13 protein-coding genes are annotated in these 17,415 nt (G+C 71.0%); 6 read left to right on the top strand and 7 right to left on the bottom strand.

Going from position 1 to position 17,415, the window contains the following annotated elements:
* Positions 1 to 155: 155 nt before the first annotated feature.
* The 4 genes from ACWD68_RS14005 to ACWD68_RS13990 all read left to right on the top strand — a co-directional run bounded on the left by ACWD68_RS14005 (position 156) and on the right by ACWD68_RS13990 (position 5,034).
* A complete protein-coding gene (locus ACWD68_RS14005; protein ID WP_451806668.1) occupies positions 156 to 1,484 on the top strand; it encodes a DUF2252 domain-containing protein in 1,329 nt (442 codons plus the stop codon).
* A 97-nt stretch (positions 1,485 to 1,581) separates the two neighbouring features.
* On the top strand, positions 1,582 to 2,268 hold the full coding sequence (locus ACWD68_RS14000; RefSeq protein WP_451806667.1) for a hypothetical protein: 687 nt from the start codon (positions 1,582 to 1,584) through the stop codon (positions 2,266 to 2,268).
* A gap of 93 nt (positions 2,269 to 2,361) precedes the next feature.
* Positions 2,362 to 3,210, top strand: coding sequence for a thioredoxin domain-containing protein (locus ACWD68_RS13995; protein ID WP_451806666.1), 849 nt, complete (start codon positions 2,362 to 2,364; stop codon positions 3,208 to 3,210).
* A gap of 156 nt (positions 3,211 to 3,366) precedes the next feature.
* Positions 3,367 to 5,034 carry an alkaline phosphatase D family protein gene (locus tag ACWD68_RS13990; RefSeq protein WP_451806665.1) on the top strand — a complete coding sequence of 556 codons (1,668 nt, stop codon included), beginning with the start codon at positions 3,367 to 3,369 and terminating at the stop codon, positions 5,032 to 5,034.
* 28 nt (positions 5,035 to 5,062) lie between these two features.
* Here the strand turns inward: ACWD68_RS13990 and ACWD68_RS13985 are convergent, their stop codons facing one another.
* Entirely contained in the window at positions 5,063 to 5,632 is a 570-nt protein-coding gene (locus ACWD68_RS13985) for a dienelactone hydrolase family protein (protein ID WP_451806664.1), read from the bottom strand.
* 173 nt (positions 5,633 to 5,805) lie between these two features.
* On the opposite strand from ACWD68_RS13985, the gene ACWD68_RS13980 reads away from it, so the two are divergent.
* Positions 5,806 to 6,957 carry a mechanosensitive ion channel family protein gene (locus ACWD68_RS13980; RefSeq protein WP_451806663.1) on the top strand — a complete coding sequence of 384 codons (1,152 nt, stop codon included), beginning with the start codon at positions 5,806 to 5,808 and terminating at the stop codon, positions 6,955 to 6,957.
* A 111-nt stretch (positions 6,958 to 7,068) separates the two neighbouring features.
* Here ACWD68_RS13980 and ACWD68_RS13975 read toward each other — a convergent pair whose 3' ends face one another.
* The 5 genes from ACWD68_RS13975 to ACWD68_RS13955 all read right to left on the bottom strand — a co-directional run bounded on the left by ACWD68_RS13975 (position 7,069) and on the right by ACWD68_RS13955 (position 12,156).
* The gene (locus tag ACWD68_RS13975; protein ID WP_451806662.1) at positions 7,069 to 8,655 is read right to left on the bottom strand and encodes a Na+/H+ antiporter; all 1,587 of its coding nucleotides are present in this window, start codon (positions 8,653 to 8,655) and stop codon (positions 7,069 to 7,071) included.
* A gap of 78 nt (positions 8,656 to 8,733) precedes the next feature.
* Positions 8,734 to 9,204 carry a GNAT family N-acetyltransferase gene (locus ACWD68_RS13970; RefSeq protein WP_451806736.1) on the bottom strand — a complete coding sequence of 157 codons (471 nt, stop codon included), beginning with the start codon at positions 9,202 to 9,204 and terminating at the stop codon, positions 8,734 to 8,736.
* Between the two features lie 38 nt (positions 9,205 to 9,242).
* On the bottom strand, positions 9,243 to 10,187 hold the full coding sequence (locus ACWD68_RS13965) for an RluA family pseudouridine synthase (RefSeq protein ID WP_451806661.1): 945 nt from the start codon (positions 10,185 to 10,187) through the stop codon (positions 9,243 to 9,245).
* Positions 10,188 to 10,307: 120 nt separating this feature from the next.
* Complete coding sequence (gene lspA / locus ACWD68_RS13960; protein ID WP_451806660.1) at positions 10,308 to 10,934, bottom strand: signal peptidase II; 627 nt, start codon at positions 10,932 to 10,934, stop codon at positions 10,308 to 10,310.
* Between the two features lie 124 nt (positions 10,935 to 11,058).
* Complete coding sequence (locus tag ACWD68_RS13955; protein ID WP_451806659.1) at positions 11,059 to 12,156, bottom strand: TraR/DksA C4-type zinc finger protein; 1,098 nt, start codon at positions 12,154 to 12,156, stop codon at positions 11,059 to 11,061.
* Positions 12,157 to 12,738: 582 nt separating this feature from the next.
* Here ACWD68_RS13955 and ileS point away from each other — a divergent pair.
* Positions 12,739 to 15,882, top strand: a complete 3,144-nt coding sequence (ileS, locus tag ACWD68_RS13950) for an isoleucine--tRNA ligase (protein ID WP_451806658.1) — start codon at positions 12,739 to 12,741, stop codon at positions 15,880 to 15,882.
* Positions 15,883 to 16,101: 219 nt separating this feature from the next.
* Here ileS and ACWD68_RS13945 read toward each other — a convergent pair whose 3' ends face one another.
* On the bottom strand, positions 16,102 to 17,364 hold the full coding sequence (locus ACWD68_RS13945; RefSeq protein ID WP_451806657.1) for a DivIVA domain-containing protein: 1,263 nt from the start codon (positions 17,362 to 17,364) through the stop codon (positions 16,102 to 16,104).
* Positions 17,365 to 17,415: the final 51 nt, after the last annotated feature.

The following is a 17,415-nucleotide window of genomic DNA, read 5'->3' as shown; positions in this document are numbered from 1 at the left end:
ATGTGGGGGCACAGGATCCCGGGCCGGAGTTCGCCGCCGGGCCCCGGGCACTCCCGCGTATCTTCGTCCGTTGGAAGTGGACGGACCCCTCGTCCCAGGGGCGGCGCGCCCGTCCCGTCATGTCACGCACCACCTGCACCAGGAGGCACCCAGCGATGTCGGTCCCGCAGCTCAGCGCCGAGCAACGCGGCGAGCAGATCCTCGCCGTCTTCGACACCGCCTTCGGCGAGCTCCTGGCCGCCGACCCGGCCGCGTTCCGCGTGAAGTTCCGCAAGATGGCGGCCTCCGCCTTCGCGTTCTACCGCGGCACCGCGGCCCTCTTCTACCACGATCTCGACCAGGACAGGCGGGGCGGCCCGTACCTGGACGAGCGGACCTCGCGGGTGTGGATCCACGGCGACCTGCACGCCGAGAACTTCGGCACGTACATGGACGCCCAGGGCCGCCTGATCTTCAACGTGAACGACTTCGACGAGGCCTACGTCGGCCCCTTCACGTGGGACCTCAAGCGCTTCGCGGCCTCCGTGGCCCTCCTCGGCTACGCGAAGGCCCTCAGCGACGAGCAGATCACCGAGCTGGTGCGGGTGTACGCGGCCGCCTACCGCGAGCGCATCCACTCCCTCGCCACCGGTGCCAAGAGCGACGAGGTGCCGCCCTTCACGCTGGAGACCGCCGACGGCCCGCTCCTGGACGCGCTGCGCGACGCCCGCTCGCTGACCCGCTTCGGGCTGCTCGACTCGATGACGGAGATCCGCGACTTCGAGCGCCGGTTCGCGCCGGGCGGCGGCTCCATCGAGCTGGACGCCGCCACCCGCTACAAGGTCCTCGCGGCCTTCGACGGCTACCTGGAGACGCTTCCGGAGTCCTCGCTGGCCCGCCCCGACTCGTACCGCGTGAAGGACGTCGTGGGCCGCCGCGGCATCGGCATCGGCTCGGCCGGGCTGCCGTCGTACAACATCCTTCTGGAGGGCAACAGCGACGCCCTGGAGAACGATGTCGTGATCTACATCAAGCAGGCCCAGACCCCGGCCGTCTCCCGGCACGTCACGGACTCCTCGATCCGCGAGTACTTCCAGCACGAGGGTCACCGCACGGTGATCTCGCAGCGCGCCCTGCAGGCGCACGCCGACCCGTGGCTCGGCTGGACCGAGCTGGACGGCGCGGGCCAGCTGGTCGCCGAGGTCTCGCCGTACGCGGTGGACCTGGACTGGGGTGACATCGACGACCCCGAGGAGATCGCCTCGGTCGTCGCCGACCTCGGCCGGGCCACGGCCACGATGCACGCGGCGGCGGACGACGAGAGCGGTCACTCGGAGCTGGTGCCGTTCTCCACGGAGCGGGCCATCGACGCGGCCATCGCGGCCGACGAGGACGGCTTCGCCGGCCTTCTCGTGGACTTCGCGCACGACTACGGCACCCGCGCCCGCGGCGACCACCAGATCTTCGTGGACCTGTTCCGCAACGGACGGATCCCGGGACTGTAGGGCCCCGCCCCGCACTGCTCTCCCCACAACGCTCCCGTAACGCACAGGAACCCTTTAGGGGACGCTTACGGGAGCGCGTGGGAGACTCACCTCCGCTATGGACATATCCGGGACCCAGCTCAGAGCCGTTCGCGCGGCAGTGTTCACGGCCGTCGTCGTGACACTCTCCGCCGCGTCGCACGTGCTGCTGTCCCGAGTGCCGCTGCCGCTGTCCACCGTGGCCGTGATCGCCGCCGCCGTCTTCGCCCTCGCCTTCGCGCTGGCGGGCCGTGAGCGGGGCTTCGGCCGGATCGCGGCCCTGCTGATCCCGCTGGAACTGGCCGCCGACACCGTGTTCACCGCGGGCCAGCACGTCTGTTACGGCAGGGCGGGCGGCCCGGTCGCCGGTCCGCTGCGCTCGGTCGGCTTCGACGTGCTGTGCGGCGGCGGCAGCGTGGGCACCCCGCTGGCCCGGGTGACCGGCGGTGCCCCCGACCGGGCCGCCGCCCTGCTCGCGCAGGCCGACCCGGCCGCCTCCTGGCTGCTGCTCGGCGCGCATGTCGCCGTCGGCCTGCTCGCCGCCGCCTGGCTGCGCCGCGGCGAGCGCGCCCTGGACCAGCTCCTGCGGGCCGTGGCCGCGACGACGTTCCGGCCGCTGCTGCTCGCCGTCGCCGCGGTGACCGTACGGCTCGCCCCGGCCCGTCCGCTGCCGCGCACCGCGCGCCGGTCGATCGCCGCCCGTACCCGCCTGTTCGTGCACTCCCTGGGACGCCGCGGACCGCCCCGCCCGGTCGCCTTCGCCTGAGCGACCGCTCCCGGGCACAGCCCCTGAGCGCCAGCAGTCCCCCATACGTATTCCGCGTACGACGAGTGCGCGTCCCTGATGGAGATCACCACCATGAGCAAGCGGAACAGCCAGGCGTCCAAGACGGCGGCACGCGAGAAGCTGCGTGTCGAACGCGAGCGCCAGGCCAAGCGCGACAAGGTCAAGCGCCAGGCGATCGTGGCCGGCTCCCTCGTCGCGGTGCTCGCGATAGCGGGCGGCATCGGCTACGCGGTCGTGCAGAACAACAAGCCCAGCCAGTGGGAGGCCGTCGCGAGCGACAAGGTCGTCGCTCCGGCCAACACCACGGGCACCGACGGCACGACCGTGGTCCTCGGCAAGAGCACCGCGAAGAAGACCCTGAAGCTGTACGAGGACCCGCGCTGCCCGATCTGCGCCTCGTTCGAGCAGACTGTCGGCTCGACCCTGAAGAAGGACTTCGACGCAGGCAAGTACAAGATCCAGTACATCGGCGGCACGTTCCTCGACGGCGACTCCGACGACAAGGGAAAGATCCAGATCGGCTCCCGCGGCGAGGGCTCGAAGAACGCGATGAGCGCCCTGGGCGCCGCGCTGAACGTGAGCGGCGAAGCCTTCCTGGAATACAAGACCGCGCTCTACTCGGCGAAGTACCACCCCGATGAGGCGGACGACAAGTTCAAGAGCGACGACTACCTGATCAAGGTGGCGAACACGGTCGGCGCGCTCAAGAACAACAACACGTTCCAGAACGCCGTCAAGAGCGGCAAGTACGACGCCTGGGCGCTGGCCATGTCCCAGACGTTCAACACCAACAAGGACGGTGTCAACGGCACACCGAGCCTGGTGATGGACGGCAAGACGCTAACCGGTTCGGACGGCAAGAACGCTCCGATGACGGTCGCCGACTTCACCACGGCGATCGACGCGGCCCTCAAGGCCTGACCGTCGGCGCGGCGCCCCGAGCCGTCCACGGCGACGGTTGGGCGATCTGCGCGGCCCATGTGGTCCGAGTGACCTGAGCGGCGAAAAGCCAAAGAGCGGGCGAACTTTTCCGGTTCGCCCGCTCTTGGCTTGTACCGCTCGGTAACCTCATCGCCCGTGACCAGTCGACAGAGATCAACCGACTCCGCGGGCAGCCTCAACTCCCGCGCTCCGCGCCGCCGTACGGTCGTCAAGGCCGCGGCCGCCACCGCCGTCCTCGCCGCCCCGCTCGCGGCCGCCCTGCCCGCCCGCGCCGCCGAGGCGCCCGCATTCCTGCACGGTGTCGCCTCCGGTGACCCGCTGCCCGACGGCATCCTGCTGTGGACCCGGGTGACACCCGACTCCCAGGCGATACCGGGTTCCGGACTCGGCCCGGACACCGAGGTGAGCTGGACCGTCGCCAAGGACAAGGCGTTCACCACGATCGTCTCCAAGGGTTCCACCATCGTCACGGCCGCCTCCGACCACACGGTCAAGGCCGACATCCGCGGCCTGACTCCGGCCACCGACTACTGGTTCCGCTTCTCTGCGGGCGGCACCGACTCACCACCGGCGCGCACCCGCACCGCGCCGGCGGCGGACGCGGCCGTGCCGGGCCTGCGCTTCGGCGTGGTCTCCTGCGCCAACTGGGAGGCCGGCTACTTCTCGGCGTACCGCCACCTCGCGGCCCGGAACGACCTGGACGCCTGGCTGCACCTCGGCGACTACATCTACGAGTACAAGTCCGGCGAGTACGGGACCCGAGGCAAGGTCGTACGTCCGCACGCCCCCGCCAACGAGATCCTCACCCTCGCCGACTACCGCACCCGGCACGGCCGTTACAAGACCGATCCGGACCTTCAGGCCCTGCACCACAAGGCGCCGGTCGTCGCGATCTGGGACGACCACGAGTTCGCCGACAACTCCTGGTCGGGCGGCGCGGGCAACCACACCGAGGGTGCCGAGGGAACCTGGTCGTCCCGTCAGTCCGCCGCGAAGCAGGCCTACTTCGAGTGGATGCCGGTCCGTCCGGCGATCGCCGGCACCACCTACCGCAGGCTCCGCTTCGGCAAGCTCGCCGACCTCTCGCTGCTCGACCTGCGCTCCTTCAGGTCGCAGCAGGCGTCCACGGCGAGCGGCTCGGTCGACGACCCGGACCGTACGCTCACCGGCCGCGCCCAGCTCGACTGGCTGAAGTCCGGGCTCAAGTCCTCGGACACCACCTGGCGTCTGGTCGGCAACTCGGTGATGATCTCGCCGTTCGCCGTGGGCTCTCTCTCCGCCGACCTTCTCAAGCCGCTCGCCAAACTGCTCGGTCTCCCGCAGGAGGGCATCGCCCTCAACACCGACCAGTGGGACGGCTACACCGACGACCGCCGCGAACTGCTCGCGCATCTGCGCTCCAACGCCATCCGCAACACGGTCTTCCTGACCGGCGACATCCACATGGCCTGGGCCAACGACGTGCCGGTGGACGCCGGAACGTACCCGCTGTCCGCCTCCGCCGCCACGGAGTTCGTGGTCACCTCGATCACCTCCGACAACCTCGACGACATCGTCAAGGTCCCCGAGGGCACCGTCTCGGCCATCGCCTCCCCGGTCATCCGCGCGGCCAACCGCCATGTCCACTGGGTCGACACCGACCGCCACGGCTACGGCGTCCTGGACATCACCGCCACCCGCGCGCAGATGGACTACTACGTGCTCTCCGACCGCACGAACCCGAACGCGACCTCGTCCTGGGCCCGTTCGTACCGCACGCCCAGCGGCACGCAGAAGGTCGAGCGGACGTACGACCCGGTCTGACCGGCCCGACGACGCCCCCGCTGACGGGCTACAGGCTGTCGAGGAAGCCGAGCGCCACCTTCCAGGTGGCCTCGGCCGCCTCGGCGTCGTGGTCGGGCAGACCGGGGTCGGTGTAGATGTGCCCAGCGCCCGCGTACCGGTAGATCTCCACATCGGCTCCGGTTCTCTGCATCTGGAGATACCAGGCGCTCAGCCAGTCGTCCGTCTCGAACTGGTCGGGCTCGGCGACATGCAGCTGGACCGGCAGTTCGTCCACCGACGCGCTCTCGGCGATGTCCGACGTGCCGTGCAGCAGGAGCAGACCGACGGCCTTCTCGTCGCCGAGGGCCAGGGTCTGCGCGATGGAGGCGCCGAGGGAGAAGCCCGCGTAGACCAGGCCGCGCTCGGAATAGGGCGCCGCGGCCAGGACCGCGCGCTTGAGCAGCTCGTCCTTGCCGATCTCGTCGCTGAAGGCCATGCCCTCCTCGACGGTCTCGAAGGTGCGCCCCTCGAAGAGGTCGGGCGTCCACACCTCGTGTCCCGCGGCCCGCAGCCGGTCCGCCGCCGCGCGCACCGCCGGCCGGGGACCGTAGGTCGAGTGAAAGAGCATGATGTTCATGGGTCCCATGGTGCCAGCCAGCACCGACAGCGCCGGGCGCCCGTCCCCGTGCCGGGCGGGGGCCGCTCCGTGTCAGGCGGAGGGGTGCTCCGTCGTCCAGCGCGGAGGGGATACCCCGTTCCGCCCGGAGAACACATGTTCATGACCGCCCGAGGCCGGTTAGGTTCTCAGCCATGGAGAACGTACTGCGCCCGCTGATCGTCGTCGGTGGCTCGGTCGTGCTCACGCTGCTCATCGGGTGGTCCGTGGACCGCCTGTTGCGTCGGGTGGACGACCGGCACAGCGAGACCTCCCTGTGGGGTCTGCTCCGCCGCGGCCGTGTCCCCTTCCAGCTGCTCCTGTTCGCGGCCCTGCTCAGAGGCTCGTACGACCAGGCGAAGCTGCTGGTGGAACACCGGATCGGCATCGGCCGGACCCTGACCCTGATCCTCATCGGCGCCGCCGCCTGGCTGGTGGTCAGCATCGCGACGGCGATCGTCGAGACCTCGTACACCCGCTACGCGAACGCGCACCGCGATCCGGCGCGGGTCCGCCGGGTCCGCACCCAGGTCACGCTGATCCAGCGGGTGGTCTCCGCGGTCGTCGGCGTGGTCGCGATCGCCGCGATGCTGCTCACCTTCCCGGCGATGCGCGCGGCCGGTGCCTCGCTGCTGGCCTCGGCCGGAGTCCTCGGCATCGTCGCCGGTGTCGCCGCCCAGTCCACACTCGCGAACCTGTTCGCGGGTCTGCAGATCGCCTTCGGCGACATGGTGCGGCTCGGCGACACGGTGGTGGTCGACGGCGAGTGGGGCACGGTCGAGGAGATCACCCTGACGTTCCTGACGGTACGGACCTGGGACGAGCGCCGGATCACCATGCCGGTCTCGTACTTCACGTCCAAGCCGTTCGAGAACTGGTCGCGCGGCACCCCCCAGATGACCGGCATCGTCTTCCTGCACGTCGACCACTCCGCCCCGGTGGAGGCGATGCGCGCGAAGCTGCGCGACATCCTGCGCGAGTGCCCGGCCTGGGACGGCCGTGACTACGCCCTCGCCGTCACCGACTCGACGCCCAACACCATGCAGGTCCGCGCCCTGGTCACCGCGAAGGACGCGGACGACATCTGGACGGTACGGGTCACGGTCCGCGAGCAGTTGATCCGCTGGCTGACCGAACAGCACCCGCACGCGCTCCCCCGCGTCAACACCGCCGAGGCCGTGCTTCCCCCGGGGCAGACGCGGCGCCCGGGGCCCGCGGAGCCGGACGGCGCGGACGGAGTGGCGGCCCGCGCGAACCACGTCCGCCACATCCACGAGCCACCCCGGACGGGCCCCGGGCGGGGCTGACTCCGCCCCCGAGAACCGAAGGCCCTCCGGGTCCCCGGCTCCGTCCTCCGCGCTCGGCCGCGCCATCGCGTGTGCGGCCGGTGTGCGGACGGTGCCGGGGCCGGAGGCGGATCAGCGCAGGCTGCGTACGTCGAGGTGCCTCAGGACGCGGTCCACGATCTCCGGATCGGCTCCGGCCTCGCTCCGCGCGGACAGCACCTCGTGCCGGGCCGCGCTCATCATCTCGGCCTGGATGCGCCGCATCCGCTTGAGCCGCCGCACCCGCTGCTCGTGTGCCTCGCGCCGCTCCTCGTCCCCCATGTCGGGGCTGATCCGCACCCCGATGTCGAAGGCCCGGCGCAGCAGCTGCTCGGAGACCTCCTCCGGCAGCTCCTCCACCTCCTCGATCTCCCGCAGCCGCCGCTTCGCGGCCTTCGCGGCCCGCACCGCGAGTTCCTTCTCGAAGGCCTTCTCGACGTCCTCGTCGGCGCGGACCCCGAGCCTTCTGACCAGCCACGGCAGGGTGAGTCCCTGGATCACCAGGGTCGCCATGATCACGCCGAAGGCGATGAACACGATCTCGTCCCGGTCGGGGAACGGCGACCCGTCGTCCATCTCCAGCGGGATCGCGAGCGCCAGGGCCACGGAGGCGACCCCGCGCATACCCGCCCACCACATCACGACGGTCTCCCGCCACGATGTCGGGATCTCCTCGTCGTAGTCCCGTTTGGCGTGCAGCCGCTTGGTCAGCCAGGTCGCGGGCAGCAGCCAGACCAGGCGTACGAGCACGACCACGACCACGATGGTGGCGGCCCAGCCGAGCATCTCGCCCCACCGCCCCGACGCCGTACGGATCGCGTTGTGGAGTTCCAGCCCGATGAGCCCGAAGGCGACGCCGGTCACGAGCGTGTCCACCACGTCCCAGACGGTCGACCCGGCGAGCCGGGTCAGCACGTCGTCGGCGTCGGTGGCGTACTCCGCGAGGAACAGGGCGGTGGTGAGCACGGCGAGCACTCCGGAACCGTGCAGCTCCTCCGCCAGCACGTACGAGGCGTACGGCACCAGCAGGGTCAGCCCGATCTGGAGGGTCGCGTCGCCGAGCAGCGACATCAGTCTGTTCGCCGCCCATCCGAGGGCGAATCCGATGACGACCGCGACGACGGCCGACAGCACGAGGTCGAGTCCGGCCCGCCACGGCGAGAAGCTCCCGCTGACCGCGGCGGCGATCGCGACGTGGTAGAGCACGATGGCCGTCACGTCGTTGAAGAGCCCCTCCCCCTCCAGGATCGACACCAGCCGGCGCGGCAGCCCGAGCTGTCCCGCGACGGCGGTGGCCGCCACGGGGTCGGGGGGCGCCACCAGCGCGCCGAGCGCCACCGCGGCGGCGACCGGCAGGCCGGGCACGATCGCGTGGGCGACGGCCGCCACGGCGAGCGTGGTGACGAACACGAGCGCCACGGCGAGCAGGAAGATCGGGCGCCGGTTGGCGGTGAACTGTCTCCACGAGGTGCGCCGCACCGCCGCGTACAACAGCGGCGGCAGCAGCGCGGGCAGGATCAGCTCCGGCGGGATGTCCACGTTGGGGACGAATTCCAGCACGGCCAGCACTATGCCGAGCAGCGTCATCAGGACCGGTGCGGGGAGCCCGAACCGCTCTCCCACCGGGACACTGATCACGGCCCCGAGCAACAGCACGAACAGCAGGGCCAACTGATCCACGGTCAGCGCTCCGGCAGGTCTAGACGATCAAAGGCGAACCAGACGTCAAGCGTGCCACGCCCCTACGACAATCCCCGCTCACAGGGCCTTGCGCATCGCGCGGTGCGGCATTCCGGCGTCCGGGAACTCCGGTCCGTACGCCACGTACCCGAGCCGCTCGTAGAACCCCAGAGCGTGGGTCTGCGCGTGCAGGTCCACGGCGGCCAGGCCGCGCGCGCGTGCCGCGTCCTCGATGGCACCGACGAGCGCGGCGCCGACGCCGAGCCCGCGCGCCTCGCGCGTCACGGCGAGGCGTCCGAGCGAGCCGACGGCCGGATCCCCGCCGACCTTCGCCGCGGCCGCCTCCCCCTGGAGGAGCCGCCCGGTGCCGAGCGGCAGGCCGTCCTCGCGGACCGCCAGCACGTGCAGGGCGCCGGGGTCGTACGCGTCGTACTCGATGTCCTCCGGGACACCCTGCTCACCGACGAAGACGTCCTTGCGCACGGAGAAACAGGCCTCGCGGTCTGCGGCGTCCTCGGCCACCCGCACCTCGTAGGCACCGCTCCGCACCGCTGGGGCGGCGCCCGCCGCCCCGTCCGGGCCGCAGCTCACGCGTAGCTCTCCTCACGGACCTTGTCGAGTGCCTGCTGAAGGTCCTCGGGGTAGCCGCTCTCGAGCTCCACCCAGCGTCCGTCCGCGGGGTGCTCGAAGCCGAGCCGCACGGCGTGCAGCCACTGGCGGGTGAGGCCGAGGCGCTTGGCGAGCGTGGGGTCCGCGCCGTAGGTCAGGTCGCCGACGCAGGGGTGCCGGTGGGCCGCCATGTGGACGCGGATCTGGTGGGTGCGCCCGGTCTCCAGCTTGATGTCCAGCAGGGAGGCGGCGCGGAACGCCTCGATGAGGTCGTAGTGCGTGACCGAGGGCTTGCCCTCGGCCGTGACCGCCCACTTGTAGTCGTGGTTCGGGTGGCGTCCGATGGGCGCGTCGATGGTGCCGCTGGTGGGGTCCGGGTGGCCCTGCACGAGCGCGTGGTAGCGCTTGTCGACCGTGCGCTCCTTGAACTGGCGCTTGAGCGACGTGTACGCGTGCTCCGACTTGGCGACGGCCATCAGGCCCGAGGTGCCCACGTCGAGGCGGTGCACGATGCCCTGGCGCTCGGCGGCGCCGGAGGTCGAGATCCGGTAGCCGGCGGCCGCGAGACCGCCGATGACGGTCGGGCCCGACCAGCCCGGGCTGGGGTGCGCCGCCACACCGACGGGCTTGATGATCACGACCACGTCGTCGTCGTCGTACACGATCTCCATGCCCTCGACGGGCTCGGCGACGATCTGCACGGGGGCGGGGGCCTGCGGCATCTCCACCTCGAGCCAGGAGCCGCCGTGCACCCGCTCGGACTTGCCGACCACCGAGCCGTCGACCGTGACCTTCCCCGCCGTGGCGAGCTCTGCGGCCTTGGTACGGGAGAAGCCCAACATGCGGGAGATGGCGGCGTCGACGCGCTCGCCCTCCAGGCCGTCGGGCACGGGCAGGGTGCGGATCTCGGGAACGGTGCTCACCCGTCGAGTATGCCGGACGGCTCGGACACCGCCGGACCACAGCCCGAACGCCAGTGCGCTTGGAGGCCGCCCGGCGGGCGCCCTCGCGGGCCGTGACCGCCCGGCCGGGGGCCCCGTACGTCAGTCCTTGTGGACCGTGCCGTCCGGGTCGAGGCCCCGGAAGGACAGCAGCACGATCAGGATGCCGCCGCAGACGATCGCCGAGTCGGCGAGGTTGAAGACGGCGAAGTGCTTGGGCGCGATGAAGTCCACGACCGCGCCCTCGAAGACGCCGGGCGAGCGGAAGATCCGGTCGGTCAGGTTGCCGAGCGCACCGCCCAGCAGCAGGCCCAGGGCGATGGCCCACGGCACGCTGTAGAGCTTGCGGGCGAGCCGGGCGATGACGACGATCACCGCCGCGGCGATCACCGTGAAGATGATCGTGAACGCCTCGCCGAAGCCGAAGGCCGCGCCCGCGTTGCGGATCGCCTCGAACTTCAGCCAGTCGCCGATGATCTCGATCGAGTCGTGGTGCTCCAGCTTCGCCACCACGATCATCTTGCTGACGAGATCGAGGGCGTACGCCAGCACGGCCACAGTGAAGAGCACGGCGATCCTGCGCCTGCCCTTGGGCCGCTCGGCCGGGGCCGGCCCGTCGGCGCCGGACCGGTCGCCCGACGCCGCCACGTTCCCGTCGGTCTTCCCCGGCTCGGCTCCCGCCGCCTCCGGGATGTCCGGCGTACCGATGATGCGCTCCGCCTCTGCCACGTGAGTGAGTCCCTCGACCTAGGTTCCTGACTGAGGACGAGGGTACGGCACACCCTCCTGGGCCCCTGTGCTCAGGAGCCCTCGCGCACCACGAGGCGGCGGCGCTCCCGCTGCCGCCCGCGGTTCAGTGCCTGCGCTCCTGCTTCTGCTTGCACTCCACGCACAGGGTGGCGCGCGGGAAGGCCTGCATGCGGGCCTTGCCGATCGGATTGCCGCAGTTCTCGCAGAGCCCGTAGGTGCCCGCGTCCAGGCGGTCCAGGGCGCGCTCGGTCTGCTCCAGCATCTCGCGCGCGTTGGAGTTGAGCGCCATCTCGTGCTCGCGTGTGATGTTCTTCGTGCCGGTGTCCGCCTGGTCGTCGCCCGCGCCGTCGCCGGAGTCCCGCATCAGGCCCGCGAGCGCCTCCTCGGACGACGAGATCTCGGTGCGCAGCCGCAGCGCCTCCGACTGGAGCTCCGCGCGTGCCGACCCGACCTCTTCCGGGGTCCAGGGGTCCTCGCCCGGGCGCACCGCGAGCTCGCCGGGCTCCACCGCGGCGAGCCGCGCCTTGGGGACCGCGGTGGCCTTCTTCGCAGCCGTGGCCGTGCCAGGAGTCTTCTTCGCAACCACCGTCGTGGCTCCCGTCGTCTTCGCGGCCTCGGCCGCACCCTGGGCCGCGGAAGCGGCCGTCTTCTTGGCCGTGCTGGTGCTCTTCCTCGCCGTGCCGGCGCTCTTCTTGGCCGCGGACTTCCTGGACACCGGCTTCCTCGCCGCTGCCGCCGTCTTCTTCGCGGTGGCTTTCTTGGCGGTGGGCTTCTTGGCCGCCGCCTTCGTGGACGCGGATCTCGTGGACGCGGTGCCCGGGGACGCCGCTGTCGTGTCAGCCGCCTTCGAGGACGTCGCTTCGGAAGCTGCCTCCTTCGAAGCGCCGGCCTCGGCCGTCGCGGCCTTCGCGGACTTCGAAGGGGCCGACTTCCCGTCGGCCGTCCCGACGACCGTCTTGCTCACAGCCCCGTCGGCCGCCTCGTCGACGGTTTTGTCGACTTTGTCTGCGGTCTCGCTCGCCGTCTTCGCGGGCGGCGCCTTCCCTGCCGGAGGGGTGGCCCTGGAGGTCGTCTTCACCGGCTTCGCCTCACCCGTCGCGGGACCCCCCTGTGCGGTCTTCTTCCCACCCACGTCCTTGGCCGCCGCACCGGTGGATCTGCCGGACGCCGACTGCTGTACGGCGGTCTTCTTCGCCACCATGGCCGCGGCCCCTTCACATATTGTGATCTTGCTCGCGAATCGTGCTGGGACGATAAATCGACTTCTGGCCCGCGGCAACGGGGCACGCCCACGATTCGCCCGCCTCGCGAGCCCCGCGCGGCAAGCCTGCATGCGTTGTGCCCAGCTCCCCGCCGGGTAATCCGCCGGGCCCGGCGTCCCAGGATCCGGAAGCGTGCACCTCGCCATTCGGGTCACCGCGCAGGCCACGGCGGCGCCCGGGAAATCCGGTCGGCCGCTGTCCCCGGGGCGCCGTACACTGGGCGCAGCGAGAAGCGTGGATGGGGACGAGTAGCGGCGTACGCGGCCAGGAGCGACCCGGGGACGGTGGAAGCCCGGGGGCGAGCGCGACGCGAAGATCACCCCGGAGCCGTCGGCAGAACACCCCTCAGGGGCCAGTAGACCCGGCATCGCGACCCCAATGAGGGGGCTCACTGGTGCGAACGGCGCACCGGGGAGCCAAGGAGGGTGGTACCGCGGGAGCGCGCCGCACACGGCGTCCGCAGCAACAAGGCTCTCGTCCCTCCGACGGAAGGCAGAAAGTCCGTTGGAGGAAGCTCGCCGATGACAGCGCCGACGTACCGCCAGGTGCCCGCCCAGGTCGACCTGCCCGCCCTCGAGCACGCCGTGCTCGACTTCTGGCGTGAGCAGAAGATCTTTGCCAAGAGCCTTGAGCAGTCCGAGGGCCGGCCGGAGTGGGTGTTCTACGAAGGTCCGCCCACCGCCAATGGCATGCCGGGCGCCCACCACATCGAGGCGCGCGTCTTCAAGGACGTCTTCCCGCGCTTCCGCACCATGCGCGGCTACCACGTGGGCCGCAAGGCCGGCTGGGACTGCCACGGCCTCCCGGTGGAGCTGGCGGTCGAGAAGGAACTCGGCTTCACCGGCAAGCAGGACATCGAGGCGTACGGCATCGCCGAGTTCAACGACCGGTGCCGCCAGTCCGTGACCCGTCACACCGACGCTTTCACCGAGCTGACGAACCGCATGGGCTACTGGGTCGACCTGGACGACGCCTACCGGACCATGGACCCCGAGTACATCGAGTCCGTGTGGTGGTCGCTCAAGGAGATCTTCAACAAGGGCCTGCTGGTCCAGGACTACCGCGTGGCGCCCTGGTGCCCGCGCGACGAGACGGGCCTCTCGGACCACGAGCTGGCGCAGGGCTACGAGACGATCGTCGACCCCTCCGTGTACGTCCGTTTCCCGCTCACCTCCGGTCCGCTGGCCGGCCGGGCCGCGCTCCTGGTGTGGACGACCACGCCGTGGACGCTGGTCTCCAACACCGCGGTCGCCGCGCACCCGGATGTCGCCTACGTCGTCGTGACGAACGGCGAGGAGCTGCTCGTCGTCGCGCAGCCGCTCGTCGAGAAGGCGCTCGGCGAGGGCTGGGAGACCACGGGCGAGTCCTTCACGGGTGCCGAGATGGAGCGCTGGACGTATCAACGTCCGTTCGAGCTCGTCGAGTTCCCCGAGCCCGCGCACTTCGTGGTCAACGCCGAGTACGTGACGACCGAGGACGGTACGGGCCTGGTCCACCAGTCCCCCGCCTTCGGTGAGGACGACCTCAAGGTCTGCCGCGCGTACGGCCTCCCGGTCGTGAACCCGGTCCGCCCGAACGGCACCTTCGAGGAGAGCGTCCCGCTCGTGGGCGGTGTCTTCTTCAAGAAGGCGGACGAAAAGCTCACCGAGGACCTGCAGAACCGCGGCCTGCTCTTCAAGCACGTGCCGTACGAGCACAGCTACCCGCACTGCTGGCGCTGCCACACCGCGCTGCTGTACTACGCGCAGCCGTCCTGGTACATCCGCACGACCGCCGTCAAGGACCGTCTCCTCCAGGAGAACGAGGACACCAACTGGTTCCCGGAGTCGGTCAAGCACGGCCGCTTCGGCGACTGGCTGAACAACAACATCGACTGGGCGCTCTCCCGCAGCCGTTACTGGGGCACCCCGCTCCCGCTGTGGCGCTGCGAGGAGAACCACCTCACCTGTGTCGGCTCGCGCGCGGAACTGTCCGAGCTGACCGGCACCGACCAGTCGGACCTGGACCCGCACCGCCCGTACATCGACGCGGTGACCTTCCCGTGCCCGCAGGACGGCTGCGGCCTGACGGCGACCCGCGTCCCGGAGGTCATCGACGCCTGGTACGACTCGGGCTCGATGCCGTTCGCGCAGTGGGGCTACCCGTACAAGAACAAGGAGATCTTCGAGAGCCGCTACCCGGCGCAGTTCATCAGCGAGGCCATCGACCAGACGCGCGGCTGGTTCTACACGCTGATGGCCGTCGGCACCCTGGTCTTCGACAAGTCCTCGTACGAGAACGTCGTGTGCCTCGGCCACATCCTCGCCGAGGACGGCCGCAAGATGTCCAAGCACCTGGGCAACATCCTCCAGCCGATCCCGCTGATGGACCAGCACGGCGCCGACGCGGTGCGCTGGTTCATGGCGGCCGGCGGCTCCCCGTGGGCGGCCCGCCGCGTGGGCCACGGCACGATCCAGGAGGTCGTCCGCAAGACGCTCCTCACCTACTGGAACACCGTCGCCTTCCAGGCGCTGTACGCCCGCACCACCAACTGGGCGCCCAGCGAGGCCGATCCGGCCCCCGCAGACCGCCCGGTGCTGGACCGCTGGCTCCTCTCCGAACTCCACGCGCTCACCGACCAGGTGACGCAGGCTCTGGAGGCGTACGACACCCAGCGCGCCGGAAAGCTCCTGTCGGCCTTCGTCGACGACCTCTCCAACTGGTACGTCCGCCGATCCCGCCGCCGCTTCTGGCAGGGCGACAAGGCCGCTCTGCGCACGCTGCACGAGGTCGTGGAGACGGTCACGCGGCTGATGGCCCCGCTGACCCCGTTCATCACCGAGCGGGTCTGGCAGGACCTGGTCGTCCCGGTCTCCCCGGACGCCCCCGAGTCCGTGCACCTGTCGACCTGGCCGGAGGCGGACCTCTCGGTCATCGACCCGGAGCTGTCGCGCCAGATGGTGCTGGTCCGCCGTCTCGTCGAGCTCGGCCGGGCCACGCGCGCGGAGTCGGGCGTCAAGACGCGGCAGCCGCTGTCCCGCGCGCTGATCGCGGCGACCGGCTTCGGGACCCTCGACCCCGAGCTGCACGCGCAGATCACCGAGGAGCTGAATGTGAGTTCGCTCGCGTCACTCTCCGAGGTCGGCGGCTCACTGGTCGACACGACGGCGAAGGCGAACTTCCGCGCGCTGGGCAAGCGCTTCGGCAAGGGCGTCCAGAATGTGGCGAAGGCCATCGCCGAGACCGATGCCGCCGCCCTGTCCCTGGCCCTGCGCGAGGGCACCGCGTCCGTCGAGGTCGACGGCGAGACCGTGACCCTGGCCCCGGACGAGGTCATCATCACAGAGACCCCGCGCGAGGGCTGGTCGGTGGCCTCCGACTCCGGGGCGACCGTCGCCCTCGACCTGGAGATCACCGAGGAGCTGCGCCGGGCGGGCCTCGCCCGTGACGCGATCCGGCTGATCCAGGAGGCCCGCAAGAACAGCGGCCTCGACGTCGCCGACCGCATCGCGCTCCGCTGGACCTCCACGGACCCGGCGGTCATCGCGGCACTCGGCGAGCACGCCGGTCTGATCGCCGACGAGGTCCTCGCCACGGACTTCGCCCAGGGCGAAGCCGACGGCGCCTACGGGGAGCCCTTCACGGACGAGGGCCTGTCCCTGGTCTTCCGCCTCCGCAAGGCGTAACGAAGACCGGCGCACCCGAGCCGAAGGCCCGGGGTCACCAGGATTCCTGGTGACCCCGGGCCTTCGGCGTTGCGTACCCCGTACAAGCGCTCCACGGACCGCACAAGGGGCCGCACAAGAGGTCGCGCAAGGGGCAGGGACCGCACAAAAGGGCGGGGCCCCCGGATTCCGGGGGCCCCGCCCTGAACGCTGCCGACGCCTAAGGCGTGCTCATGGCCGTCAGTTGTCGTCCTCGTCGATGAGGAACCCGCGCATCGGCGAGGGCGCCTGCTGCATCGGCGACGGGCCCTGGGGCCGCACCGGAGCCATCGGCTGCGTCATCGCGGGGGACATCTGCTGCTGCCCGCCGTAGGACGGCGGGGCCTGCGTCGGGCCACCCATGCCCTGGTTGCCGCCGTAGGACGGCGCACCGGCGCCCGCGGGAGCCATGGAGGGCGCGGAGGACGACGGCAGGGACGCCGTGGCCGGATTGCGCGGCGGGGCGAGCGAGTCGTCCGCCTGCGTCTCCAGCTGGCGCAGCTGCGACTCCAGGTAGGACTTCAGACGCGTGCGGTACTCGCGCTCGAAGCCGCGCAGGTCCTCGACCTTGCGCTCCAGCGTGGCGCGGGCGGACTCCAGGGAGCCCATCGCGACACGGTGCTTCTCCTGCGCGTCCCGCTCCAGGGCGTCGGCCTTGGCACGGGCGTCGCGCTCCAGACCCTCGGCACGGCTGCGGGCCTCACCGACGATCTTGTTGGCCTCGGAGCGGGCCTCGGCGATCGCCTGGTCGGCGGTCTGCTGAGCCAGCGAGAGGACACGGGCGGCACTGTCGCCACCGGGGCTCTGCTGCTGCATCTGCTGGCCGTGACCGCCCATGGGGCCACCCATGGGGCCGCCCATCGGGCCGCCCATCTGCTGCATCTGCTGCATCTGACCGGGACCCTGGCCCATCGGACCCTGACCCATGGGGCCCTGGCCCATCGGACCCTGACCCATGGGGCCCTGGCCCATCGGACCCTGACCCATCGGACCCTGACCCATCGGGCCCTGGCCCATCGGACCCTGACCCATCGGGCCCTGGCCCATCGGACCCTGACCCATCGGGCCCTGGCCCTGCTGGCCGCCCTGACCGCTGGGGCCCGCGGGCAGCTGCGGCGCACCGCTGGGCAGCTGGGGCGGGCCTCCCATGGGGCCGCCCATGCCCTGCGGCGGACCCGATATGCCGGCGGGCACGGGGGCGCCCGGGCCTCGCATACCCTGCGGCGGGCCCTGCTGGTCCTGCTGCTCGGGCGGCTTGCGCATACCCTGCTGCTGCTGGTTCTGCGCGGCCGCGCGCGTGGCAGCGGCCAGCTTGGCGCGCAGGTCCTCGTTCTCGCGGAGCAGGCGAGTCAGTTCGGCTTCGACCTCGTCGAGGAAGGCATCGACCTCGTCCTCGTCATAGCCTTCTCGGAGGCGGACGGTCGTGAACTGTTTGTTCCGCACGTCCTCGGGGGTCAACGGCATCTCTTCACCTCAACGTAGTCGTCGGCATTCGGCAAGACCGTATCTCTCACA

This window comes from Streptomyces sp. NPDC005141 (assembly GCF_053599975.1).
Note: the sequence above shows the minus strand (reverse complement) of the source record. Positions and strands in the feature narration are given on the sequence as shown.

What these genes read in the sequence shown, in the direction of transcription:
- ACWD68_RS13995 (WP_451806666.1), top strand. Translation starts at nt 2,362, where the DNA reads ATGAGCAAGCGGAACAGCCAGGCGTCCAAGACGGCGGCACGCGAGAAG.
- ileS (WP_451806658.1), top strand. Translation starts at nt 12,739, where the DNA reads ATGACAGCGCCGACGTACCGCCAGGTGCCCGCCCAGGTCGACCTGCCC.
- ACWD68_RS13945 (WP_451806657.1), bottom strand. Translation starts at nt 17,364, where the DNA reads ATGCCGTTGACCCCCGAGGACGTGCGGAACAAACAGTTCACGACCGTC.
- ACWD68_RS13980 (WP_451806663.1), top strand. Translation starts at nt 5,806, where the DNA reads ATGGAGAACGTACTGCGCCCGCTGATCGTCGTCGGTGGCTCGGTCGTG.
- ACWD68_RS14005 (WP_451806668.1), top strand. Translation starts at nt 156, where the DNA reads ATGTCGGTCCCGCAGCTCAGCGCCGAGCAACGCGGCGAGCAGATCCTC.
- ACWD68_RS13955 (WP_451806659.1), bottom strand. Translation starts at nt 12,156, where the DNA reads ATGGTGGCGAAGAAGACCGCCGTACAGCAGTCGGCGTCCGGCAGATCC.
- ACWD68_RS13985 (WP_451806664.1), bottom strand. Translation starts at nt 5,632, where the DNA reads ATGAACATCATGCTCTTTCACTCGACCTACGGTCCCCGGCCGGCGGTG.
- ACWD68_RS14000 (WP_451806667.1), top strand. Translation starts at nt 1,582, where the DNA reads ATGGACATATCCGGGACCCAGCTCAGAGCCGTTCGCGCGGCAGTGTTC.